The sequence below is a fragment of the Alphaproteobacteria bacterium genome (genome assembly GCA_040218575.1).
Lineage (GTDB): Bacteria > Pseudomonadota > Alphaproteobacteria > JAVJRE01 > JAVJRE01 > JAVJRE01.
In genome coordinates, this window is record JAVJRE010000003.1 from 197,784 (window position 1) to 222,246 (window position 24,463).

Annotated in this window: 22 protein-coding genes; 10 read left to right on the forward strand and 12 right to left on the reverse strand. The window is 66.3% G+C overall.

All coding sequences use genetic code 11. The features are described from left to right. Position 1: 1 nt before the first annotated feature. Positions 2-478, reverse strand: a complete 477-nt coding sequence (locus tag RIE31_04660; protein ID MEQ8639886.1) for a hypothetical protein — start codon at positions 476-478, stop codon at positions 2-4. A gap of 261 nt (positions 479-739) precedes the next feature. Here RIE31_04660 and RIE31_04665 point away from each other — a divergent pair, with 261 nt between their 5' ends. Both RIE31_04665 and RIE31_04670 read left to right on the forward strand, forming a co-directional pair. Then, entirely contained in the window at positions 740-1,003 is a 264-nt protein-coding gene (locus RIE31_04665; protein ID MEQ8639887.1) for a Usg family protein, read from the forward strand. Positions 1,004-1,051: 48 nt separating this feature from the next. After that, complete coding sequence (locus RIE31_04670) at positions 1,052-2,131, forward strand: COX15/CtaA family protein (protein ID MEQ8639888.1); 1,080 nt, start codon at positions 1,052-1,054, stop codon at positions 2,129-2,131. On the opposite strand, the gene pdeM is transcribed toward RIE31_04670, so the two are convergent. The 4 genes from pdeM to RIE31_04690 all read right to left on the reverse strand — a co-directional run bounded on the left by pdeM (position 2,100) and on the right by RIE31_04690 (position 7,310). Then, positions 2,100-2,912 (reverse strand): ligase-associated DNA damage response endonuclease PdeM, encoded by an 813-nt coding sequence (pdeM, locus tag RIE31_04675; protein MEQ8639889.1) that lies wholly within the window; start codon positions 2,910-2,912, stop codon positions 2,100-2,102. The two genes, RIE31_04670 and pdeM, sit on opposite strands and share 32 nt — an antisense overlap. Continuing rightward, positions 2,905-3,291: a nuclear transport factor 2 family protein gene (locus tag RIE31_04680; GenBank protein ID MEQ8639890.1), complete on the reverse strand. Its 387-nt coding sequence runs from the start codon at positions 3,289-3,291 to the stop codon at positions 2,905-2,907. Before RIE31_04680 ends, pdeM begins: the two co-directional genes overlap by 8 nt. 67 nt (positions 3,292-3,358) lie before the next feature. Continuing rightward, positions 3,359-5,839, reverse strand: coding sequence for a ligase-associated DNA damage response DEXH box helicase (locus tag RIE31_04685; GenBank protein MEQ8639891.1), 2,481 nt, complete (start codon positions 5,837-5,839; stop codon positions 3,359-3,361). Positions 5,840-5,864: 25 nt separating this feature from the next. Further along, positions 5,865-7,310, reverse strand: coding sequence for a di-heme oxidoredictase family protein (locus tag RIE31_04690; GenBank protein MEQ8639892.1), 1,446 nt, complete (start codon positions 7,308-7,310; stop codon positions 5,865-5,867). Between the two features lie 310 nt (positions 7,311-7,620). Between RIE31_04690 and RIE31_04695 the strand changes: the two genes are divergently transcribed. The 6 genes from RIE31_04695 (at position 7,621) to tgt (ending at position 15,762) form a co-directional block, all read left to right on the forward strand. Beyond that, positions 7,621-8,718 carry a quinone-dependent dihydroorotate dehydrogenase gene (locus RIE31_04695; GenBank protein MEQ8639893.1) on the forward strand — a complete coding sequence of 366 codons (1,098 nt, stop codon included), beginning with the start codon at positions 7,621-7,623 and terminating at the stop codon, positions 8,716-8,718. A 188-nt stretch (positions 8,719-8,906) separates the two neighbouring features. Continuing rightward, entirely contained in the window at positions 8,907-10,169 is a 1,263-nt protein-coding gene (locus tag RIE31_04700) for an EAL domain-containing protein (GenBank protein MEQ8639894.1), read from the forward strand. A gap of 91 nt (positions 10,170-10,260) precedes the next feature. Next, positions 10,261-11,154, forward strand: a complete 894-nt coding sequence (locus RIE31_04705; GenBank protein MEQ8639895.1) for a TIGR01459 family HAD-type hydrolase — start codon at positions 10,261-10,263, stop codon at positions 11,152-11,154. 108 nt (positions 11,155-11,262) lie between these two features. Continuing rightward, positions 11,263-13,941: a hypothetical protein gene (locus RIE31_04710; GenBank protein ID MEQ8639896.1), complete on the forward strand. Its 2,679-nt coding sequence runs from the start codon at positions 11,263-11,265 to the stop codon at positions 13,939-13,941. Positions 13,942-14,144: 203 nt separating this feature from the next. Next, positions 14,145-14,447: a 50S ribosomal protein L28 gene (gene rpmB, locus RIE31_04715; protein ID MEQ8639897.1), complete on the forward strand. Its 303-nt coding sequence runs from the start codon at positions 14,145-14,147 to the stop codon at positions 14,445-14,447. 61 nt (positions 14,448-14,508) lie between these two features. Next, complete coding sequence (gene tgt / locus RIE31_04720) at positions 14,509-15,762, forward strand: tRNA guanosine(34) transglycosylase Tgt (protein ID MEQ8639898.1); 1,254 nt, start codon at positions 14,509-14,511, stop codon at positions 15,760-15,762. Here tgt and cobT read toward each other — a convergent pair. The 4 genes from cobT to RIE31_04740 form a co-directional block, all read right to left on the reverse strand. Continuing rightward, on the reverse strand, positions 15,759-17,612 hold the full coding sequence (cobT, locus tag RIE31_04725; GenBank protein ID MEQ8639899.1) for a cobaltochelatase subunit CobT: 1,854 nt from the start codon (positions 17,610-17,612) through the stop codon (positions 15,759-15,761). The genes tgt and cobT overlap by 4 nt on opposite strands. 18 nt (positions 17,613-17,630) lie before the next feature. Continuing rightward, positions 17,631-18,635 carry a cobaltochelatase subunit CobS gene (gene cobS, locus RIE31_04730; protein MEQ8639900.1) on the reverse strand — a complete coding sequence of 335 codons (1,005 nt, stop codon included), beginning with the start codon at positions 18,633-18,635 and terminating at the stop codon, positions 17,631-17,633. 72 nt (positions 18,636-18,707) lie between these two features. Beyond that, entirely contained in the window at positions 18,708-19,337 is a 630-nt protein-coding gene (locus RIE31_04735; GenBank protein ID MEQ8639901.1) for a J domain-containing protein, read from the reverse strand. Positions 19,338-19,445: 108 nt separating this feature from the next. Then, positions 19,446-20,360, reverse strand: a complete 915-nt coding sequence (locus RIE31_04740; protein MEQ8639902.1) for a DMT family transporter — start codon at positions 20,358-20,360, stop codon at positions 19,446-19,448. A gap of 174 nt (positions 20,361-20,534) precedes the next feature. Between RIE31_04740 and RIE31_04745 the strand changes: the two genes are divergently transcribed. Together RIE31_04745 and RIE31_04750 are read left to right on the forward strand one after the other, a co-directional pair. Continuing rightward, a complete protein-coding gene (locus RIE31_04745) occupies positions 20,535-20,831 on the forward strand; it encodes a BolA family protein (protein ID MEQ8639903.1) in 297 nt (98 codons plus the stop codon). A gap of 70 nt (positions 20,832-20,901) precedes the next feature. Further along, a complete protein-coding gene (locus tag RIE31_04750) occupies positions 20,902-21,273 on the forward strand; it encodes a ribbon-helix-helix domain-containing protein (GenBank protein ID MEQ8639904.1) in 372 nt (123 codons plus the stop codon). A 27-nt stretch (positions 21,274-21,300) separates the two neighbouring features. Here the strand turns inward: RIE31_04750 and RIE31_04755 are convergent, their stop codons facing one another. The 3 genes from RIE31_04755 to RIE31_04765 form a co-directional block, all read right to left on the reverse strand. After that, positions 21,301-22,590, reverse strand: a complete 1,290-nt coding sequence (locus RIE31_04755; GenBank protein ID MEQ8639905.1) for an HlyC/CorC family transporter — start codon at positions 22,588-22,590, stop codon at positions 21,301-21,303. A gap of 75 nt (positions 22,591-22,665) precedes the next feature. Then, positions 22,666-23,808 (reverse strand): 3-dehydroquinate synthase, encoded by a 1,143-nt coding sequence (gene aroB / locus RIE31_04760; protein MEQ8639906.1) that lies wholly within the window; start codon positions 23,806-23,808, stop codon positions 22,666-22,668. A gap of 14 nt (positions 23,809-23,822) precedes the next feature. Beyond that, positions 23,823-24,440 (reverse strand): shikimate kinase, encoded by a 618-nt coding sequence (locus tag RIE31_04765; protein ID MEQ8639907.1) that lies wholly within the window; start codon positions 24,438-24,440, stop codon positions 23,823-23,825. Positions 24,441-24,463 lie beyond the last annotated feature (23 nt).

The following is a 24,463-nucleotide window of genomic DNA, read 5'->3' on the forward strand; positions in this document are numbered from 1 at the left end:
CTCAGGCGGGGCGCCCGGCGGCGGCGCGAACCCTGACCGGCCGCCCAGACAGGGTGGACAGGACCATACGCAGCGCCTGATGGTCATCGGTGAATCGGGCAAAGAATGTTGCGTCGGTGTGGTGCAGGACCTGCCGCGCCGCGCGGGCTGCGGACCGGCCACGCGCCGTCAGTTGGACGGCACGGGTCCGCTCGTCGGGTCCGCGGCCGCGCTGCAGATAGCCGGCAGTGACCAGGCCGCGGGTGGCCGGCGAAACGACCGTCACGTCAACGCCGCTGGCGCGGGCGAGGGCGATCTGGGAAAACCCCGCCGGCAGGTCGAGGGCGGCGGTCAGCAGCAGCGCCTGGGTCTGGGTCAGGCCGAGCGGCGCCAGGCCGCGGCGCGTGGCGCGCTGCCAGTGGTTGGCGGCCTGCCACAACAGGCGGCCAAGGTCGGCCGGCGGGGGCTGTCCGGCGCGGGACTCCGGCACATCAGACATTCTGTATCGTCACGGCAATGCTTTCCGTATTGCACAGTGAATATGTTTGTATAACAATAATTTGTAGTAGTGAATATTGGAATCGTGCCGCAACTGGCGATTTCAGGATTGGTTAACGTGTGGCGCGTGCAATGGAGATGTCCGGGTTGCGGGCGCGTGGCTGACTCAGGCGAGCATCGGGCCGCCCGGTCGGCCCGGACCGCAACGCGACGCAAAGGCCGCGATGGCTGCAATGGAACGGGTTCCTGCACGGAGGGTGTGATGAGTGATCTGGCTCTTCAGCTACGTGACTACCGGCTGACCACAGCGGAAATCGTTTACCATCTGCCGGATTATCCGGAGCTGCTGCAAAGCTATATCTGGCAGAAGCTGGACCTCTCGCCGCACTTTCCCGTGCTGCGGCGATTTCTCGACTTCTGGAGTCATAACCTGGATGGCAAGCTGCATTCGGTCTATGTGGCCAACGGCCGGATTATCAAACCGGCCGAACTGACCTATGCCGGGTGTGAGCTCCGGCTGCACTGACGCGCTGTCGCCCCAGGCGCCCCGGCCGTCAACCACCGGGAGCGCACTATGACGACACCCACTGCAACTTGGCGCCCGGCCCCTGCGAACCCGGCCCGAACCGACCACCGGCTGACGGCCATCGGCTGGTGGTTGCTGCTGGTGGCTGTAATGATTCTGGCCATGGTGGTCATCGGCGGGGTCACCCGCCTCACGGAGTCCGGACTGTCCATCACCACATGGCAGCCAATCGGCGGCATCATCCCGCCGCTGAACGGCGCGGACTGGAACGCCTTGTTCGAAGCCTATCGCCAGTCGCCGCAGTACCGTCTGGTCAACAGCGGCATGTCCCTGGCGGAGTTCCGCACCATCTTCTGGTGGGAGTACGTGCATCGTCTGTGGGGGCGGCTGATCGGTTTTGCCTTCGCCGTGCCGTTCGCCTGGTTTCTGGTGCGTCGTCAGATCCCCGGCTGGCTGACGCCGCGTCTGGTGATGCTGTTCGTTCTGGGCGGGCTGCAGGGTGTGCTGGGCTGGTGGATGGTCGCCAGCGGCCTGGAGGACGTGCCGTGGGTCAGTCCCTATCGCCTGACCGCTCATCTGGGACTGGCGGTCCTGCTGTATGCCGTGGTGCTGTGGACGGCATTTCAGTGTCTGGCCAGCCGGACCAGCCACGGCGCGGGCCTGCGCCGCCTGGCGCGCTTTAGCGGGGTAAGCGTCGGGCTGATTGGCGTGACCATTCTTGCCGGCGGTTTTGTCGCCGGTCTCGATGCCGGGATGATTTACAACACCTTCCCGACCATGAACGGGACATGGCTGCCGCCGGACTATGTGAGCGGCGCCGGCTGGCGGAGCCCGTTTGAGAGCCCGGCCGCGGCACAGTTCAATCATCGCTGGCTGGGCCTTGCCACACTGGCGGCGGTGCTTGGCCTGTGGTGGCATGCGCGACGCTTTCGCCTGTCGTCACGCAGCCAGATTGCCTACGCCATGAGTGGGCTGATGGCGGCGGTGCAGGTCGGCCTTGGGGTGGCGACACTGCTGACCCAGGTGGCGCTGCCAGCCGCCGCTACCCACCAGGCGGGCGCCCTGCTCTTATTGTCAGCGGTGCTGTGGGCGCGCTTTACGCTGGGTCGGGGTCAGGCCGCCGCTTGAGGCCGCCGCGGCCGGCACTGGTCTGGCGTCTGGCAAAGGCGACCTGACGCGGCACCAGAAAATCATCGCGGCCAACCGGCAGAAGGCGGTCCCGGGCCGCCAGCCGTGCCTGGTAGCCCTGTGGAAAGTATCGCTCCAGCGCCGGATCCCGCACATCCAGTCCGCCCGTAAAGGCGCCGAAGGCCGGCAGGATCATCAGCCCCTCGGCGAAGACGAAGCACCGTCCCGTCAGACGGCGATGGGCCAGGGCGATCGAGCCCTTGGGATGGAAATGGCCCCATATGGTTCCGGCCGGCGGCCGCACTTCGCCGGGTCGCGGCTCATGGCGCAGAGTCAGCGGCCCGAGGCGGACCTCTTCACTCAGGCGGCCGCCCATGCGATCCAGCCCGGCCGGCGCCGGATCATGGTTGCCGGCGACCCACACCCAGTCGGTCTGGCCGGCCAGTCCCGTCAGCACGGCGCGGTCTGTCGCCGGCAGGCGGGCGACGGCACCGTCATCGTGAAACGAATCACCGAGGCAAATCACCGAGCGCGGCCGCAACAGCGTGATCAGCGCCGCCAGACGGTCGAGCGTAGCCCGGGTATCCCACGGCGGCAGCAGCGCGCCTTGGGCGGCGAAGGCGGAGCCTTTTTCGAAATGCAGGTCGGCGACGATCAGGCAAGACTGTTCCGGCCACCAGACGGCCCCGTCGGGCAGCAGCATCAACTGCGCGCCGCAGAACGCAATCGCGCCGTGCGCCGGTTCCGTCAGGGGAATCCGGGGCGTGACGGCTCTATCCATTGCCGCCCATGCGGTGCCACCACTGCTCGAACTCCACGCACCTGCCGTCGTCGTCGAGCTTGATGATGGCGATGCCATCGAGATGGACCACGTTGCCGGACGGCTCCAGGGTCAGTTCCGTGCGCCAGTGGACAATGCCCTGGTCATAGGGAACCGCCAGGATGGCGTAGCCAAAGTGAATGTCGCGCTGGCCCTGGACGGCATATTCCTCCCAGTAGCGGCGCATGACCCCGGGCCCGCGGATCGGCAGGGTGAAGGGAGTCTCCTTGTAGGCATAATCGCTGGCGAACAGCTTCTCCGCAGCGGCCGGATCCTGCCCCTCCCACGCCTGACGATAGCTTTCCATCCACGTGGTCAGGCTTTCCGCATTCATAGCCATGATTTCCCCTCCGTAGTTTGTCGCGCGCCCGCACTTTGCCGCGCCCGTCGTTTGTCCCGAGTGTGGCCTACGACAACGTCGCCGTCGATTGAGTCCTGGGCGTCCTGTCCTTGTCCGTATCCAGGGCTTCGGCCACCAGTTCCGTCTCGCGCTGGTCCATCAGTTCGTCGAGGGCGTCGCCGCTGACGCTTTCCCGCCCGACCTCTAGCAGGATCGGCACCGCCAGTGGTGATATCCGATCCAGCGCCTGCAGGCGGATGCGGCCCGCAATCCGCTTCAGCATAGCGGCAAGTCGCGAAACGTCGGTGAGGCCGGTTGCCGCATCCGCCCGGGTTGCCCGCAGCAGAATGTGGTCCGGCTCGTAACGCCGCAGCACGTCATAGATGAGGTCGGCATTGAAGGTGACCTGGCGGCGGGTTTTCTCCTGGCCGGGATGGCGCCGTTCGATGAGCCCGGCAATGACGGCGACGTTGCGGAACGTGCGGCGCAGAAGAGAGGATTCCGCCATCCAGGCTTCCAGATCATCGCCCAGCATGTCCTGATCGAAGAGGGCGGACGCTTCGGCCAGAGTGGTGAGCGGACTGAGGCTCCAGATGGCGATGACATAGTCCGTGGCGACGAAGCCGAGCGGCCCGAGGCCGGCCCGGTCCATGCGGCGGGTCAGCAACATGCCGAGGGTCTGGTGGGCATTGCGGCCTTCGAAGCAATAGGCCACCAGATAGTGTTTGCCGCCGCGCGGGAAGGTTTCAATCAGCAGGCCGCGGCGGTCCGGCAGGCGCGAGCGCCGGGCCTGGATGCGCAGCCACTCCTGCACCGGTGGCGGCAGGGCCGGCCAGTGATTCTTATCCGCCAGAAGAGCGCGCACCCGGTCAGCCAGTTGAGTGGTGAGCGGCAGACGGCCGCCCTGATAGGTCGGGACCTGTGGTTCGCGACTTATGTCGGGGCCGGTGGGCCGCCTGGTCTCCACCGCCATTTCATGGATGCGCACGAATTGCAGGAGCTGGCCGGCGAAGAGGAAGGTGTCACCGGGCGTCAGACCCAGGACGAAGTATTCCTCAATTTCACCAAGGACGCGGCCGCGCCCCAGACGCACCTTGAGCATGGTCGATTCGACAATGGTGCCGATGTTCATGCGGTAGCGGCGCAGATGGGTGCGGTCGGCCACCTGCCAGGCGCCTTTGTCGTTGCGGCGCAGGCGGCGGAACCGGTCATAGCCGCCCAGCGCATAGCCGCCGGTGGCCACATAGGCCAGCACGGCGTCGAAGTCGGTGCGCGTCAGGTCCGCATAAGGTGTGGCATCGCGGACTTCGTCGAACATGGCATCGGCGGTGAAGGGTCGGCAGCAGGCCATGCCCAGCAGGTGTTGGGCCAGCACGTCGAGACCACCGGCATGGCGTGGCGGATCGTCCAGGTCATGGGCCGCCACCGCCTCGATCGCAGCCTGGCATTCCAGCACCTCGAAGCGGTTGGCGGGCACCAGCAGGGCACGGCTCGGGCGGTCGAGGCGGTGGTTGGCGCGGCCGGTTCTTTGCACCAGACGGGCCGCCCCTTTCGGCGCGCCGGTCTGGATCACCAGGTCCACCGCCCCCCAGTCAATGCCGAGGTCAAGGGAAGAGGTGGCGACCACGGCGCGCAATCTGCCGGCGGCCATGGCCGCCTCCACCCGGCGGCGCTGATCCACCGCCAGGCTGCCGTGATGCAGGGCGATGGCCAGGCCATCGTCATTAGCATGCCACAGGGCGCGGAAGATGAGTTCCGCCTGGGCCCGGGTGTTGACGAAAACCAGGGTCGTGCCGGCCTGGCGAATAGCGTCATAGATACGGGGCACAGCATGCAGCGCCATGTGGCCGGACCACGGCATGTCGCCATCACCCGCCATGATGCGTATCTCGGGCGGCGGGCCGTCCGGCGCCAGGATCGTGCGAACCGGTCGCCGGCCGGCCAGCCAGCCGGCCATGGCGTCCGGGTCGTCGATGGTCGCCGACAGGCCGGTGATGCGGTGGGCCGGCGCCAGGGCGCGCAGACGGGCCAGGCCTAAGGCCAGCAGATCGCCCCGTTTGCTGCCGGCAAGCGCATGAACCTCATCAATCACCACGGTGGAGAGGTCAGCGAACCAGTCAGGTGCATCCTCTTGCGACAGCAGCAGGGCGAGAGACTCAGGCGTGGTCAGCAGGATATCGGGAGGCTGGCGCAACTGCCGCTGACGGCGTGCCTGCGGGGTATCGCCAGTGCGTGTCTCCGCCCGCACGGCAAGCCCCATCTCGGCCACGGGAGCCTCCAGATTGCGCTGGATATCCACCGCCAGCGCCTTAAGCGGCGAGACATAGAGCGTATGCAGGCGACGACGCTGCGCCTGGCCGGCCAGATCCAGCAGGCTGGGCAGGAAGCCGGCCAGGGTCTTGCCGCCGCCGGTGGGCGCCACCAGCAGAACGGACTGGCCAAGGCGGGCTGCCTCCAGCATGGCCAGCTGATGGGCATGAGGCCGCCAGCCGCGACTGGCGAACCAGCCGGCGAAGGGTTCGGGCAAGGCCGGCGCTGCCGCCGTCACGGCGCCTGGTGCCGGGGATTATTCACTACAGGCTAGCCAGGAAAGCCAGCAGGGCGGCGCGGTCGGCCGCCGGCAGGGCCATGAAAGCGCGACGCGCCGTGCCGCCTTCGCCGTCGTGCCAGATAATGGCTTCGGTCAGGTTTCTGGCGCGTCCATCATGCAAATAATTGGTATGCATATTAACATCAAACTGGCGGCCGACGCCCCACAGGGGCGGGGTTCGCCATTCGCCTGAGCGTGCCGCCCCTTCCGCCACGCCGTCATCGAGACCCGCGCCCATGTCGTGCAGCAGCAGGTCGGTGTAGGGCAGGGCCCCGCCCTCTGCCGGCCGTGCCGGGTGGTCGGCGGCAGGATCGGGCACATGGCAGGCGGCGCAGCCGATGCTGTGGAAGAGGGATTCACCGGAACGGACCAACGGCGAATCCGTATCGCGGCGGGCCGGTACGGCGAGGCCCGCCAGATAGGTTCCGATCAAGGCGATCTGGTGATCACTGACCTCCGGCCGGCCGCCGTCCGATGCCGCCAGACAGGCCGCCTGGCTGGCGGTGCACACCGGGCCGGGCCGACGTGATGAGGTAAGGCCCATGTCGCCCAGCAGGGCAGCGGCGATCTGGCTGGTCAGGTCTGGCTCGCTCGCCTTCCAGCCGAAGCGGCCGAGCCGTGGCCGGCCGGAGGCATCTTCAAGCCAGGCGGCACGGCCGGAGATTCCGTCGCCGTCACGGTCATCGGGGTCGGCCCGCCGGGTGATAATTTCGCTCGGCAGGGTATCGAGATAGCCGACACCGATGACCGCTGGCGCGGCGCGCAGCGAGAGGGGCACACCCGACGGCAGAGGAGGAGGGGCTGGCGTTTCGACGCGTACCAACGGATGGCGCAGACGGAACGGCGTTCCATCGGCAAAACGGCCGGTGGATTCCCTCCACACGATGTGCACCCGGCCTTCCGGCAGCAGGCCGGGATGATCGGCAATGGCGCGGTCCTGGATCTGCGAACCGTAGGCACTGGAGGGAATGGCCCGTATGTCGTCTGTGGGCAATCGCGCCAGCATGCCGTAGCCGGCTGCTGTGTCGGGCGTGAATCGGTCGTCCGGTTGCGCCAGGATGGGTCCGCTTTCGTCAGGCGGTGTGCCACGACCGTTGCGCACATGGCAGGCGGCACAGGAATCAGCGTTGAACAGGGGGCCGAGGCCGTCCAGGTCCGGCAGCACGGGGTTGGGTGGCGCTGTCCACAGGGCGGTGAACAGTCGGTTGCCGGCAAACACATCGGCCAATGCCGGCCAGGTCAGGGCGGGGTCCGGCAGGCTGAAGGCAAGCGGGCCATCCACCTCGACCGTGGCGGCGGTCTTGATCATCCGCGCATCACCGGCCTGGCCTTGGCCGTCTGGTCCGCCGATTACCATGGCACTGACGATGACCGGACCGGCAACCACCAGGGCCAGCCACACCGTACGTGCCATGGCGCGAGAGGTCATGCGCCGGCCCGACATGCGGGCTGCCGTGGTCCGGAACGGTGCGGCAGTGCGTTGGCGGCGGTGAGCATGGTGCAAGTCTAGCGCCTGTGGTCGCGTGGTCGGAGTGGCGCAACGCCAAAAAACGACCCAGGCCATCACCCGGCCCACCACACGGCCAATGACAGGACCCATGACACGGTTTGGTGAAGGCCGGCGCCGGCCCGCAGCTCATAACTGATTGCCGGCCTGTTCAACCCGGGTAGGGCCGGTGTATGGCTGATACACACTCCGGCTGGCCCGGACCCCGGCTGACCCGCACCCCGGCCTTCCCATGACCCTGTCCGCCTGTATCGCCCGCGCCCTTCGCCTGCTGCCACCAGAGACCGGCCATGGCGTTGGTCTGTGGGCGCTGGGGCTGGCCGGCCGCCTGCCGGGCGGCGGGCCCATCGCCGACCCGCGCCTGCGGCAGAGCCTGTGGGGCCTGGACTTTGCCAACCCGGTCGGCCTCGCCGCCGGCTTCGACAAGGACGGCCGGGCCATGGCCGGCGCCCTTCGCCTGGGGTTCGGCTTCGTCGAGATCGGCAGCGTCACGCCCTTGCCGCAACCGGGTAACCCCCGGCCCCGGCTGTTCCGCCTGCGCCATGAGCGCGCGGTTATCAATCGCATGGGATTCAACAGCGCCGGCCGTGCGGTGGTGCGCCGCCGGTTGCAGGCCTGGCGTACGCGCCGGGCAGAAGCCGGCCGGTCAGGCGGGCCGCTGGGAGTCAATCTCGGCAAGAACAAGGACAGTCCCGACGCGGCAACCGACTATGCGGCGGGCGCGCGGGCGCTGGGTCCGTTGGCCGACTATCTGGTAATCAACGTGTCGTCGCCCAATACGCCGGGGTTGCGTGACCTGCAGGCGGCGGACGAACTGGCCCGCATCCTCGACGCGGTGCGCCGTGAACTGAATGGCATGCGGGCGGAGACGGGACGACCACCGCCGGCCCTGCTGGTCAAGGTGGCGCCGGATCTCAGCCCCGAGTCACGTCGCGCCATCGCCCGGCTGGTCATGACATCGCCGGTCATGGGACTGATTGTCACCAACACGACGATTAGCCGGCCGGCCGGTGTGGCAAGCGCCTTGGCACAAGAGGCCGGAGGGCTCAGCGGACGGCCGCTGTTCGACCTGTCCACCGCCGTGCTGGCCGACTTCTATGATCTGACCGAAGGCCGCTTACCGCTGATCGGGACCGGCGGCATCGCATCAGGCGCCGACGCCTATGCCAAGATCAGGGCCGGCGCCAGCCTGGTGCAGCTCTATTCGGCTCTGGTGTTTGACGGGCCGGGGCTGGTCCGGCAGATCATCCTTGATCTGTCGGCACGGCTGGCCGCGGATGGATTCAGCCATGTAAGCCAGGCCATCGGCGCCGACCATCGCGATCCCTGAAGACTCCACCCGCCCGACCCTGTCCGTCGCAGCGCGGCCGGCGTTAAGATGGCGTCGGCGCCGGTGGTGAGGACCGCCACCGGCAAGATTCGTTAACCATATTGCAAGCTCTGGCGGCGATTGTGAGCGGGTTCGCAAGCCGGCCGGGCGACGGCCGGCGGACGGCCGTAACTGCCCGCGAGTAAGATGTGCCGCTGATCCACTTTGTCATTGCGCTGAGCTATGCCGGGCTGTCGGTTCTGCTGGCCTTCATCCTGCCGAGCGTAGTGCCGGGCCTGTCGGCCCTTGGCGGCGTCGTCGTGGCGGCGCTGGTCCTGACTGCATCGGTCATCGGCCATGGCCTGGTCGCCGGCTTCGTGATTACGCGTACCCTTGCCGGACAGGTCCGCGGTCTGGGTGACGGGCAGGCGGCAATCCGTCAGGAGCTGGCCGAGGCGCGTGGCGAAGCGGGTCGTATTCACAAGGCCCTGGAAGGCGCCGGCCATGGCGCAACGGCCCGTCAGCGGCTGGATGAAATGACAGCCGAGGTACGGGTGTTGCAGTCCCTTGTGGACCAGTTGTCGGAGCATCAGGCGGCGAACGACCACGGCCGGCGGCGTGGATTCGGCATTGGCGCGGAAGCTCTGGCCGCGACCGGCACTGACGGTCAGGCGCCGGCTGCCGCCGTGACCAGCCGTCTGTCCATGCCGCTTGTGGCGCAGAATCTGGACGACGCGGCGATTCTGGATGCGGTGCGCGAGGGTCTGCGGACCAACCAGGTGGATTTGTTCCTGCAGCCCATCGTCAGCCTGCCGCAGCGCAAGCGACGGGCCTATGAGTGCTATTCCCGCATTCGCATCAGCGACAGCGAGATGGTGGTGCCTGAGCAGTATCTGGCCCTGGCCGAGCGCGAAGGTCTGGTCACCGCCATCGACAACATGCTGCTGTTTCGCTGTGTCCAACTGGTGCGCAAAGCCAAGCAGGAGAATTACGACTATCAGTTCTTCTGCAACATCTCGTCCTCCACTCTGGCCGACACCCAGTTCCTGCGCGATTTTATCGCGTTCATGGGACAGAACGCCGAGCTGGCGGCCAGCCTGTTGTTCGAGTTCAGCCAGAAGGACCTGGGGTCGGCGACGGCGGAAATGGTGGCCGCCCTGCGCCAACTGGCTGGCTGGGGTTTCCGCTTTTCAATGGATCATGTGGATGGACTTGATCTGGATTTCCGGCTGCTGCGCGACAACAACGTGCGCTTTGTCAAACTGCCGGCCGAGCATGTGCTGTCGGCCATGGCGGAGGACGGACCGGGTCAGGGTTTCCGGCTGTTCAAGCGTGCGCTTGACGGGTTTGGCGTCGATCTGATCGTTGATCATATCGAAGAAGAGAGCGACCTGGTGGAGCTGCTCGATCTCAATATTGACTATGGTCAGGGTTTTCTGTTCGGCGAGCCGCGCCTGAGCCGCAACGGCTGAACCATCGCCGAAGGGCTACAACGGGGCGGCTACCGGTTCATCCTGTGGTGTGGCACAAGGGCGGCCCGACCGCCGCGACCCGCCCGCCACCATGCCTCAGTCCAGAGCCATCGTTCCGCTTGCCGGCGTCGCCGACCTGACGGAGTCGTTTGACCTGTTCCTGCTTGATCTGTGGGGCACGATTCACGACGGCGTCAGCCTGCTTCCTCACTCCAGCGCGGTACTGCATGGGCTGAAGAGAGCGGGTAAGCAGGTTATCCTTCTGTCCAACGCGCCACGCCGCGCCGCCACCGTCGAAGCCCAACTGGCCCGCATGGGGCTGGCGCGAACGGCCTATGACCATGTGGTGACGTCGGGCGAGGATTTGTGGCTCAGCCTCAGGGAACGTCCGGACGATTTCTATGCCGGCCTCGGCAACCGGGCCTATTTCCTTGGGCCCGAGCGCGATCTGGCGATGGCCGATGGCCTCGCCATCACACTGACCGACGATCCGGCGGCGGCCGATTTTCTCATGGGCATCGGGTTGCTGGAGCCGCTGGATACAGTGGAAGCCCACGCGGAAGTCCTGCAGGCCGGTGTGGCGGCCGGTATTCCCCTGCTGTGCGCCAATCCCGATATTGAGGTGACGGTCGGTGGCCGGCACATGCTGTGTAACGGCGCGCTTGCCGCCCGCTATGCGGCGCTGGGCGGTGCCGTGCGCTACCACGGCAAGCCGACGGCGGCGATCTATCAGCGCTGCCGGTCCCTTGTCCGACCGGTGGCGGAGGGGCGGATCATCGCCCTTGGCGATGGGCTGGGGACGGATATTGCCGGGGCCAACGGCGCGCGGCTGGCCTCTGTTCTTATCAGCAGCGGCCTGCCGGCACGGGCGCTTGGGCTGGCGCCGGGCGAGGTGCCACAGGCCGGCCAGTTGGACCGGCTGTGCCGTGCGGCCGGCGCCTGGCCCGACTATGTCATGGCCGATCTTATCTGGCAGGCCAGCTGAATCTGGCGGGTGAGCCGGCGGGGGCTTCGTGGACGCTTGTCCCGACGGCCGGCTATACTGTGATCCACGGGGTCCTGAACGACTTGGCGAGGGGGCCGGTCGCGCGCCATGTCATTGCGTCTCAAGGTAGCGCTCGCCATTGCGGCGCTGACCACCACCGGCTGGCTTGGTCTGGCCATGTGGTATGTCGGCCGCTTTATCGGTTGGTCGGCTCTCGGCTCGCTGCTGCCCCATGAGTTGGCGGTCATGGCCGTCGCCGCCGTCGTGCCGGTGGCCTTCAGCTGGCTGGCGGTGTTGTTTCTCCTGCCGGGAGAACGGCTGGGCCATGCGGTGGCGGCGATTGATCATCATCTGGCGCGCCTGACCTATCCAAGCGACGCGGTGGAAGACCGTCTGGTCGCCGTGACGGAAACCCTGCACCGCCACGGCGATCTTCTGGACCAGTCCACGGCGCGAGCGCTGTCCCATCTGAGTGGCCTGGAGGAAGCGCTGGCCCGCCAGAGCCAGGCCATTGATGCGGCGGCTGAAGGGGCGCGCCAGCAGGCCGAGGCCATGAGCCAGGCATTGGCCCACGAGGCCGCCGGGCTGAGCGCCGTGTCACAAACCCTGTCGCAGCGCAGCCAGGAAATGGCGGCGTCGGCGCGCGGGCAGGCGGCGGACTTGCGTGAGGCGGCGGCGGAAGTGCATGGCCGGGCGGAAGAAGCCGCCGGCCTGCTGGCCGAGGAAACGGCGCAGGCGCGGCAGGCGGCGGAGCGCGTAACGGCGGCCATGCGCAGCAGTCGCGAGGCACTGGATGGCCAGGTGCGTGATCTCGGCCATGCGGTTGAGCAGGCCGGCGCCCGGGCGGCCGAGTTCGGCGCCGGTTTCGAACGGCACAGCCATGCCTTGACCGAAGCGGCAAAGGCGGCGCGCGCTGCCGCATACGACATTGGCGAAGCGTTTGCCGAACAACTGCAGGCCCTGGTCAATGCCGGTGCTGAATCGGCTCGTCATGCGCAGACGGTGCGCGGTGAGTTCGATGCACATATGGCCAGTCTGACTGCGGCGTTTGACGCGGCCGAGGAGAATCGCAGCACCGCGGCGGCGAGCATGGAGCGGGAGAGCGAAATACTGGCGGCGGTGGCGGAACAGGCGGCGACGCGCATCGAGTCGGCGTCGTCCGTCGCCAAGGGCGAGGCGGGCGATCTCAACCGGTTGTCGGAAGCGACGGCGCAGCGGCTGCTGGAAGCGGCCGGGCGTCTGGCCGGCCGGACTCAGGAACTGAGCCGTCTGGCCGACGCTGCCGCGGAGAAAGCGGACAATGTGCACGACGCTCTGACGCGGGATGTGGCCGCGGTCAGTGCGGCCCAAGAGGCGCTGGTGGCGAGCGGTGCCGTGGTTCAGTCCGATATCGCCGCCCAACAACAAGCCCTTAGAGACGGGTTGGCGGAAAGCGCGGCGCAGGCGCAGACAGAGTTTTCCAGCCAGGACGAGCTGGTGCGGCGCCAGCTTGCCGCCCAGGCGGCCGAGCTGAACACGGCTATTGGCGAACAGACGCAGCGCCTGCGTCACGCCGGCGAGCAGGTGCAGCGCGTCGCCGACCAGTCGATCCGCGCCATGCACACACAGGCCGAGGCCTTGACCACTCTGATGAATGAGCGAGCGGAAGCGCTACGCGCCGCCTGGCTGGCCCAACATGAGGATATGACCGAGGGGCTGCGGCGGCAGGAGGAGCAGATCGGCGAGGTCACCGGCGCCGTCGCAACAACGGTCGACGGTTTGGCGGAGAAGCTGGCCGGCCAGGCGGAGATCATCGGTCAGGTGAGCGATGAGGCCACGCGCCGGATCAGCGAGGTGGCAACAACGCTGCAGGACCATGTGGGCACACTGTCTTCCGCCGGCGCCAGCGGTATCAAGTCCCTGGAGTCCAGCGGCGCGAGCCTGGGCGAGCAGAGCAAGGCGCTGGAAGCGGCGTCGGAGTCGGTGCGCGAGCGGCTGGAGGTGGTGGCCGGCACGATTCGCCAATCGGCCCGATCCATTCTGTCGGTGGCTGATGACGCGGTGGTTAAGCTGCGGGCGGTGGGCGATACCCTGCAGCAGCAGATGACCGGCGCAGAGACGGCCAGCGACCGCGCCAGCAGCGGCCTGGAGGAGATTGGCCGTGCCATCGCCGATCACACGGCGCGTATGGCTGACGCCGGCCGCCGCGCCCTTTCGCTGCTCGGTACGGCGGACGACAGTCTGAAGGCCCAGGCCAACCGGTTGCCTCAATTGCTCGACGAGGCCTCACGCAAGGTGCGCGATATTACGGATGGCTTCCGCGCCCAGGCCGGGGAACTCAATGACTCGGCCGAGCGGGCGGCGGCGCGGGCGCAGCAGATTCGTGACGCTGATTTCGAAGCCCAGCGGGCGGTCTTCATGCGCGCGGCCACCTACCTGATCGAGGACCTGAACTCGACCGCCGTAGATCTCCACCGGGTGCTGGACCCCAAGACGGCGCAGAGCCTGTGGCGCGCCTCGCAGGGTACGGATAAGGGTGTGTTCGCCCGCCGCCTGGCCCAGTGGGGTGACCGCGAGGCCATTGCCACGATCCGTGACCGGTTCGACAAGGACAGCGATTTCCGCGGCTATGTACAACGCTATATCCGCCAGTTCAGGGTTCTGATGCGGCAGGCGGCGACCACCGATCCCGATGATATGCTGAGCACCACCATCCTGACGGCGGATGTGGGCAAGCTTTACCTGCTGTTGGACCGCTCTGTCGGCAGCGGCAGCCGTGATGTGGCGGCGGTGGCGGAGACGCCGTAGGAGCGGTGGCGGCCGGCCGCCAGGGGATCGCCGGCGGCGGCGAAAACCGCTGAAATCCGCGGTCACCGGGATGATCGGGCGCCATTACAGGCTTGAGTTCAGCCGCCAACTGGCTTATGAAGCGCCTTCCGCCGCTTGCGCCAGGCCGTCAGGCCAACCGCCAGGCATGTGGACTCCAGGAACCTGAACGACGGACTCTGATTATGGGGCGACGCTGCGACATTACCGGCAAGGGTGTGCTGGTCGGCAATAATGTGAGCCATGCGCACAACAAGACGCGCCGCCGGTTCCTGCCCAACCTGCAGTCACGCCGCCTGCTGAGCGACGCGCTGGGTACCGGCATCAAGCTGCGGGTCTCCAGCAACGGGTTGCGCACGGTGGAGAAGAAAGGCGGGCTCGACGCCTTCCTGCTCAATACAGCCGACCGCAATCTGACCGAGACGGCGTTGCGCCTCAAGCGGCGGGTTCGGCACGCCATAGAGGCGCGCGGGCAGACAGCGGGCTGAGCCTTTCGCCGGCTGACCACCAGCCGGACTCCGGCGCCGCGGGCCCAAGAGGCCCCGCATGATGAATCTGAACGAAACGCCACCCGGGTTTTCCTTCCAGGTGAGCCATAGCGCACGCGACAGCCGGGCCAGAACCGGTCGGCTGCAGACGCCACATGGCGCTATCGACACTCCGGCTTTTGTCTTTTGCGCCACCAAGGCGGCGATCAAGGGTGTTCTGGTGGAACGCCTGCAGGAGACCGACACTCAGATCATCCTGTCCAACACCTATCATCTGATGCTGCAGCCGGGCGCCGCCGTTATCGCGGGCCATGGCGGGTTGCACCGCTTCACCGGCTGGTCCGGCCCGATGCTCACAGACTCCGGCGGATTTCAGATATTCTCGCTTGGCCACGGCAGCGTCGCCGACGAAATCAAGGGGCGGCGGACCGGCCAGCGGGAGTCCCTGTTGCTGGGGATCGACCCTGACGGCGCCACTTTTCGCTCCTACCTGGACGGGTCGGTTCATCGTCTGGGCCCGGAGGAGTCCATACAGGTTCAGCGTCGCCTTGGCGCCGACATCATCCTGACGTTTGACGAGTGTTCGCCCTTTCATGTGGATCGTGCCTATACGGAACGGTCCATGGCTCTGAGCCACGACTGGGCTGATCGCTGCCTGGCGGAACTGGCGCGGACCGACGGCGCATTCGCGCCGCAGAGCGGATCGGCCGGGCCGCAGGCGCTGTACGGCATTGTGCAGGGCGGTGTTTACGATGAACTGCGGGCGGTCAGCGCCGCCTTTGTTAATGAGCGGCCGTTCTTCGGCGCCGCCATCGGCGGCTGCCTTGGCGGCAACCGCGAGCAGATGATGGGGGTGGTGGATATGGCCAGCCGCCGGTTGCGTCCGGAACGACCGGTTCACCTGTTGGGTATCGGCGAGGTCGCGGATGTCTTTGATGGGGTGGCCATGGGGATCGACACGTTCGATTGTGTTCAGCCGACGCGCATCGCCCGCCACGGTATGGCGCTGATGCGTGGCGTGCCTGGCGGCCGGATCAATCTGAACAATGCGGTCCATCGCAATGACACCCGGCCGCTCGACCCAAGCGGCGCCAGCGCAATTGGCCTGCGCTATTCGCGCGCCTATGTGCACCACCTGATCAAGGCGAAGGAGATGATTGGCCCGCAGATTCTGGCCGAGCACAACATTGCGTTTATGAACCGGTTGATGGCGGAGGTCCGACAGGCCATCCGCGACGACACCCTGGCCGCAGCACGGCAGGCCTGGCTGGGCGCCCCGGCCGGCGGCCCTGCGGCGAGCGCTGTTTCGGCCTAGTTCATGCGGCCGCGCTTGGGGGTCGACTCGTCGAAGAGTTCGGCCAGCTTGTCCATCATGGTGCCGCCCAGTTGCTCGGCGTCAAAGATAGTGACCGCCCGCTGATAGTAGCGCGTCACATCATGGCCGATACCGATGGCCACCAGTTGCACCGGCGACATGGTCTCGATCCAGCGAATGACGTCGCGCAGATGGCCTTCCAGGTAGTTCCCGGGATTGACGGAGAGGGTCGAGTCATCCACCGGCGCGCCATCAGAAATCACCATCAGGATACGCCTCTCCTCGGCGCGCGCCAGCAGCCGATCGTGGGCCCACAGCAGAGCCTCGCCGTCGATATTTTCCTTGAGCAGCCCTTCACGCAGCATCAGGCCAAGATTGCGCCGGGCCCGCCGCCACGGCGCGTCGGCTGATTTGTAGATGATGTGGCGCAGATCGTTGAGGCGCCCGGGGTTCGGTGGCTTACCGTCGGCCAGCCAGCGTTCGCGCGCCTGACCGCCCTTCCACGCCCGGGTGGTGAACCCCAGCACTTCCACCTTGACCCCGCAGCGTTCCAGGGTGCGGGCCAGGATGTCGGCGCTCATGGCGGCGACCGTGATCGGCCGACCACGCATGGAACCGGAATTGTCCAGCAACAGGGTGACAACGGTGTCGCGGAACTCTGTTTCTTTTTCCTGTTTGTAGGACAAAGGCATGACCGGATTGGCGACGATGCGGGCAAGACGCGCCGCATCGAGCATGCCTTCCTCCATGTCGAACTCCCACGCCCGCGACTGGATGGCCAGCAGACGACGCTGCAGGCGGTTGGCCAGGCGGCCGATCACGCCCTGCATGTGCGCCAGTTGCTGATCCAGATGCATGCGCAGACGGGTCAGCTCCTCGCTGTCACACAGGTCAACCGCATTAACCTCCTCGTCGAATTCCGCCGTAAAGGCGTGATACTCGGCGGGTGTCAGCCGGTCATTGTCCGGGGAGTTCCAGCGCCGCCCGGGTTGCTCCGGTGCATCTTCGTCGGAGCCCGCCGGCTGCTCCATGTCCTGCTCGTCGCCGGACGGATCCATGGCCTCGTCGGTATCCAGCTCCTCCGGCTCACCAGCCATGGACGAGTCGGCGCCGTCCTCGGTGGTCTTGTCACTCTGACCCTCCGGCTCCGCCTGATCGCTACCACCGTCATTCTCGTCTTCCTGCTCGTCGTTCTCCGAGTCCTGATCGGCCGGCGGCGGTTCCTCAATCAGGCCGAGCTCCGCCAGCAGATGAAGGGCGGCATGGGAAAAGGCCTGCTGACTGGTCATGGCCTCGCGCAGTTCGGCAAAATGACGGGCAAGCTTCGGCGTCAGCTCAGACCGCCACAGGTCAACCATGGGCTGCGCCGGATCGGGCAGGGGCTGGCCGCTGAGCGCCTCACGGGCCAGCAGGGCGACCACTTGATCGAGCGGCGCCTCGTCCTTGTCGGTCAGGCGTGACCAGCCGCGGCTGCGGCTTTTCTCGGCCAGGGCGGCGTCCAGATTCTGCTGCACACCGGTCATTCGCCGCGCGCCCATGGCGTCACAGCGGGCGGTTTCCAGGGCCGTGAAGGTGGCCGCCGCCAGTTGGCCCGGCGGCAAGTGGCGGGCGTGTCTGGCGACGTCGTGGTAGCGCAATTTCAGCGACAGGGAATCCGCATCACCGCGTACCGCCGCTACATCGTCCGCGTGCAGACCGCGGGCCGGTATCGGCAGGCGCACTTGTGTGCCGGCCTGCGACGCCGGCTCGGTGGTAAAGGTGACATTGATGTCCGGCTTTTCGCTGATGGCGCGAATCGTCGCCGCCGTGACCTGGCGGAACTGCTCCAGCGCGTCCTCGTACCGTCCCATGACCAGTCGTACGCGTCTCTAGCCCAACTGCGGACCGACCCCGGCGTCCGGCAGGTCGGTTCCGAAGCAGCGCTGATAATACTCGGCGACAGTCGCCCGCTCCATTTCGTCACATTTATTGAGGAAGGTCAGGCGGAAAGCGAAGGGCAGGTCGTTGAAGATCTGTGCGTTCTCCGCCCACGTGATCACGGTTCGTGGGCTCATGACCGTGGAAATGTCGCCGTTGACGAAGCCGGCGCGGGTGAGATCGGCCAGAGCCACCATGGCGGATATAGTCTCGCGCCCTTCCTTGGAGTCATAGGCCGGCGTATTGGCCAGAACGATCTCCACCTCTTCATCGTGCGGCAGGTAGTTGAGTGTGGCGACAATGCTCCAGCGGTCCATCTGGCCCTGGTTGATCTGCTGGGTCCCGTGATAGAGGCCGGTGGTATCGCCAAGACCGATGGTGTTCGCCGTCGCAAACAGGCGAAACGCCGGGTGCGGGTGAATGACCTTGGTCTGGTCCAGCAGGGTCAGTTTCCCTTCTACTTCCAGCACCCGCTGGATGACGAACATGACATCGGCCCGGCCGGCGTCATATTCGTCGAAGGCCAGCGCCACCGGGTGCTGTAGCGCCCAGGGCAGAATGCCTTCACGAAACTCCGTCACCTGCTTGCCATCGCGCAGGACTATGGCGTCCTTGCCGATCAGGTCGATACGACTGATATGGCTGTCGAGGTTGATGCGGATGCAAGGCCAGTTGAGGCGAGCCGCCACCTGTTCGATGTGGGTGGATTTGCCGGTGCCATGATAGCCCTGGATCATGACCCGGCGGTTGAACGCGAAGCCCGCGGCGATCGCCAGTGTGGTGTTGCGGTCAAAGCGATAGGCGTCATCGATCGCGGGAACGAACTCCGTGCGGCGGCTGAACGCCGGAATCTCCATATCGGAGTCGATCCCGAACACGTCGCGGATCGACACAGTGGTATCCGGCAGGTCAATCGTCTCAATGTCCTGGGACTGTATTGCTTTGGCTTCGGCCATGACGTCACACACTCTCTTTGCTTGCCGAGATACTCGGTCGGAACGGGTTGGTCTGGAGAACTGTCAGAGAACTTACGGGCGGCCAGGCGCGGCGCCCAGCCATATCATGACGGCACGGTAGGCGGCATTGACGGTCTTGAACTTTTCCTCGCCGTCCCTGTCGCCGCCGTTGACATCGGGGTGCAAACGCTTGACCAGGGCCTTATAGCGTCGCTTGACCTCATCCGCCGTCACACGATGGTCAAGATCGAGGGTGGCCAGGCCTTCGGCCACACCGCGCGGCAGGTCGCGTGGCGGCGCATCGCCCCAGGTGTTTGCCGCCGTCTCGCCGTCAGTCGCACCCGAAGCGGCACCGCCCAGCACGTCGAACGGGTCGGACATACGCCGCCACGCGGCCTGGCGGGCCGCCGCCTTGCGTCCGTCCCCGCCCAGCGGCCATGTAGGCCGGTCCCAGGTGGCGCTGCGCCGGATCATGGCCTCGATTTCCGTCTCGTCGAGGCCGGCGCAATAGTCCCATGCCCGGTTATAGGCCTGGGCGTGGTCGAAGCAGAAAAAGTAGTAGTCGGCCAGCCGGTTGCGGTCCTTTGGCGCCCGGTGCACGCCAGCCTGGTCGCACCCGGGGCGGTCGCACAGGCGCAACGCGGCCTCGTCGCCGGGCGTCCGGGTCGGCCGGCGCAGGACTTCAGGATTCGAACGTGCCATGGGCGGGAGTATGGGGACGGGTTTGAACGGTGGCAAGCGGTGGAGCAGGCCAAAACCCTGGGCCATTTCGTCGCCATTCCGCCAGCCTGCGCGCCGCGCGCAGAGCCATCAGGCAGGACGCCGTGGCCCGGCCCGCACCACCAGGATGATCCCGACGCCGATCAGGGCAAAGCCGGCCAGTTGCGACAGCGGCACGGGCTCGTGCAGGGCCAACGCACTGCTGGCCAGGCCCACGGCCGGAATGGCCAGGGCCGAGACGGAGAAGGTCGTCGCTGGCAGGCGGCGGTTGACCGACGTATTGAGCCAGAAGGCGAAGGCGGTGGCGATGGGTCCGTTATACAGCAGAACCCAGAGCAGCTCGCTGTTCCAGGCAATCGTTGGCACGCCTTCATACAGCAGGACAATCGGCGTCAGAACGATGAGTGCCACCAGCATCTGCCAGGGCGCCACCTGCAGTACGCTTTGGCGCCAGCGATGGACCCGGATATGAACGATGACGATGGCCCAGTTGAAGGCGGCCAGAAGCATCAGCCCGTTGCCGATGAGGCCCGCCCGGTTGGACCAGTCGAAGGTCAGCGGATTGAACAGTACAGCCAGCCCGCCCAGACCAACCGCCAGGCCGGCGATACGGCGACGGCCAAGATGTTCGCCCAGGGCCAGCATGGCGATGGGTCCGACCCATAACGGTGTCGAGTAGCCGAGGATGGCGGCACGGCCGGCGGCCAGTTCGACCAGCGCCACATTGGCAATAGCCATAAAGCCGAACATCTGCAGCAATCCAACAGACAGAATGACCGGCAGGTCACGCCGGTCAAACCAGCCGAGCCGGCCCTGCATGGCGAGGACGGCGAACAGGCAAAAGCACCCGGCGGCCATGCGGAACCAGGCGAAGGCGAAGGGGTCGATATGCCCGAGGCCGATCTTCATTACCGGCCAGTTGACGCCCCAGACGATGATGAGCGTGGCCAGCATGGCCCAGGCAGACCCGTTGCCGGGCTGGCCGGGTATGAGGTCGGCAGGCACAGTTGGTCCGGAACGCGCGTCAGGGGGCTGTCTCATGGTGGACTCGCGCTGGCTGGCCGGGGTTTGGCGGGTTGACGGGTGGTCGGGGCGGCGTGGGCGGCGCATCCTACGCGGCGGATCGCCGGCACGTCAGAGTCGGCGACGTTTTGAGCCACGGACCACAAGGAGACGGACATGACACGTAAGGAACGGCTGACCCAATGTCTGACGGCGGCGTTCCAGCCCGAGGCCCTGGTGGTTGAGGATCAGTCCGCCCTGCATGCCGGCCATGTCGGGGCGCGGCCGGAGGGCGAAACCCACTACCATGTGCGGATGGTCGCGGCGGCCTTTGCCGGCCTGTCACGGGTGGCCCGTCACCGCCAGGTGATGGAGGCGGTGGCGGCGGAGTTCAGTGCGGGCCTGCACGCCCTGAGTCTGGAACTGGCAGCGCCGGCGGCGGTGGATGCGGATCAGATGAAAAACAACTGTTGATTGTATTTTATTTATATCACATATATGGTTAATTGCGTTTCCTTTCCTGCCGGTTGTCAGGAGTTCGGCCATGGCTGCGGAATCATTGACCGACCACCACTTTGAGAGAGCTGACCCGTGGCCTGGCCGCCCGTCCGGTGTCCGGGCGAACCCGCCCTTGCTGCGCAATGTGCGCATTCGCGGCCGCCGCACATCGGTTCGCCTGGAGAGAGAGTTCTGGCAGGCGCTGGACAGTCTGGCCATGCGCGAAGGCCATTCACTCAACCACATCGTCGGGCTGGTGGAAGGTCGGCGTGGCCGCATGCCGCGAACCACCGCGCTGCGCGTTTTTGTCCTGACCTATTTCCAGCACCGGGCGGAACAGGGCGACCGGCCGCCGCCGGCGACGACTCGTGCTGACGTCAGCCGACAGGGCGATCAGGCAAACCGTTCAGTGGCCTGACGACCACCGCCAGTTGAGCCCGCTGCGTCAGTCGGTGTCGGTCCGTGGTGGCCGCACACGGAGCATGGCGATCTGGTTTCGTTTGCGCCGCATGATCTCGAAACGATAGCCGTGGAACTCAAACACCTGTCCGACGTCCGGAATGGTGCGTGCCTCATTGAGTACCAAGCCGGCGATGGTCGCCGCCGGCTCGTCCGGCAGATCCCATTCGAACTGACGATTAAGGTCCCGGATCGTCACTGTGCCATCGACCAGATAGGAACCGGTGGCCTCCTGGCGAACGCCTTCCACCGCAATGTCGTGCTCGTCTGATATTTCGCCGACGATTTCCTCCAGAATATCTTCCAGAGTGACAATGCCCAGCAGCGCGCCATACTCGTCGACCACCAGTGCAAAATGCTCCTTGCGGTCGCGGAAGGCGTGCAACTGCTCCAACAGATCGGTTGTCTCCGGAATGAACCAGGGGGTCACAGCGATCGCCGAGACGTCCAGCTGGCTGGCATTACCGCCGGCGGCGCGCAGAGCCCGCAGCAGCGCTTTGGCGTGCAGCACGCCAACTATGTTGTCGGAATCGTCACGCCACAGGGGAATCCGCGTATAGGGGCTTTCCAGCACCTGATCGACGATGGACTCAGCATCCTGGGCACTGTCGATGGCTGTAACGTTGCGCCGATGGGTCATAATCTCGCTGACATGCACCTCGCTCAGGTCGAGGATGCTGCGCAGCATGTCGCGCTCATGCTGGATCTCGCCGGAGTCGGTCGCTGCGTGCAGGGAAATGGCACCGCGCAATTCTTCTTCCGCCTGTTTGCCGGCCAGGTCGAACGGCGCTCGGCCCACCTCGGTGCCGACCAGACGCAGGACCAGCTTCGACAATCCGCTGACGCCGATAGCCAGCGGTGACAGCAGCATGACCACCGGCCGCAGGATCGGCACGGCAAACAGCGCGTAACGGTCGGCGTGGGTAATGGCATAGACCTTGGGGATGACCTCGGCAAAGATCACCACCAGCGCGGTCATGAGAAGGGTCGCGTAAATCACGCCGGCATCGCCGAAAGCGGCAACCAGCAGGCCGGTAGCCAGCGCCGAGGCCATGATATTGACCAGATTATTGCCGATCAGAATGGCGCCGATCAGGCGGTCCATGCGGCTGCGCAGGCGGTTTACGGTGGCGGCGCGGCCGTCGCCTTCGCTTTCCAGTTGATGCAGGCGCGCTCGCGACGCCGCGGTGAAGGCGGTTTCAGCGGAGGAGAAGAAGGCCGAAAAGACCAGCAGCAGAAAGATACCGCCGCCGACAAGCCAGAGATCCAGAGTCATCGACTCACCAATGTAGGGCAGAGGGTGGTGGTGACCGCCGCCATGTCCGGTGCGTGGCGGCCGGTGCTGACGCGATCAGGCGCCATGGTCGGACAGAACGGCGCGCACATCATCGCGGGCAACCCCACGGGCGACAAAAGCCGCGCCAATGCCGCGCGCAAGAATGAAGGTGAGGGCGCCGTCCACGACTTTCTTGTCGGCCGCCATGCGGTCGAGAAGGCGATCTGCATTCCAGGTCCGTCCGTCGGGCAAGGTCGGCAGGGCGTGCAACAGGCCGAGGTTTGAAAAATGCCTGGCCACGCGCTCCCGGTCCGCCGGCGGGCAGTGGCCGAGGCGAACGGAGAGGTCGAAGGCCATCAGCATGCCGAGGGTGACCGCCTCGCCGTGCAGCAGGGTGGTGTCGAAGCCGGCTTCCGCCTCCAGCGCGTGGGCGAAGGTGTGACCGAGGTTGAGCAGCGCCCGCGCGCCCACCTCTCTTTCGTCCGCAGCGACAATACGAGCCTTGGCACGGCAGGATTCCGCGATGGCGCGACTAAGGGCTGCCGGGTCCCGATCAAGAACCGCCTTACCGGACCTCTCCAGCCAGGCGAAGAAAGCGGCATCACCCAGCAATCCGTATTTGACCACTTCGCCGTAGCCCGACTTCAGGTCCCGTAGCGGAAGTGTGCTCAGGGTATCGGTATCGGCGAGCACGGCCCGGGGCTGATGAAAGGCACCGATCAAATTCTTGCCGGCCGGCGAATCGACCGCCGTCTTGCCGCCGATGGAGCTGTCCACCTGGGCCAGAAGGGTAGTGGGAATCTGCACATAACCGATCCCACGCAGGGCAATCGCCGCCGCCAAGCCGGCCAGGTCGCCGACCACCCCGCCGCCAAGGGCAATCACCGTACTCTGCCGTTCGATACCCATAGCCAGCATGGAGTCGAGTACGGACCCAAGACGGTCGAAACTCTTGGTGGCTTCGCCAGGCGGCAGGATGATGTGGCGGGCAGTGAGATTCACGTCTGCCAGTGATTGGTGCAGCGGGTCCAGATAGTGTTCCGCCACGGTCTCGTCGCTGATGATGACCAATGGAGCCTTGCCGACGCTGGCGCGCAGCAGTTTGCCGGCACAGCCGAGCAAGCCCGGGCCGATCAGGATATCATAGTCATGGCCCGGCACTTCGACGGCTATGCGGATCGTTTCAGTCCTCTCCTGGTGCTCCGGCGCCGTCGCCATTGTTGGCCGCTGTGTCATGACGGGCGGTCGCCGGCGTCGGGGTGCGCCGCCAGCCAGGCGGTGAGGGCAGCATAAACGGCGCGCACCGTGTCATCGGCGGAGTCCTCTCCGCTGCACACCGTGATGTCGGATTCGCCATAGGCCGGAGCTCTTTCCTCCATCAGGCGGGAGAGAATCTCGCGTGGGTCACCCTGGCGCAGCAGGGGCCGGTCGTGGCGCCGGCCGACCCGCTTGACCAGCGTCTCCAGGCTGGCCTTGAGCCAGATGGAGATTGCACAACTGCGGACCAGCATGCGCGTTTCGGCATTGACGAAGGCGCCGCCACCGCTGGCGAGCACCACCGGCCCCTGGGACAATAGCCGCCGCATGACGCGCCGCTCGCCATCACGAAAGGCCGCCTCGCCATGGCGCTCAAAAATCTCACTGACGGTGCAGCCGGCCGCCGCCTCTATCTCCTGGTCGGCATCGACGAAAGGCAGGCCCAGCCGCGTCGCCAGGCGTCGGCCGACACAGGTCTTACCAGCGCCCATCAGACCGACGAGGACAATGGGTCGATTCGCCAGAGCTGGCGCTGCCTTGCCGGTGGCGCCTGTGTCCGTCGCGGTGCTGGCCAGATCAGCGGACGGATCCATGGCGGAGCCGCGGGGATCAGAGG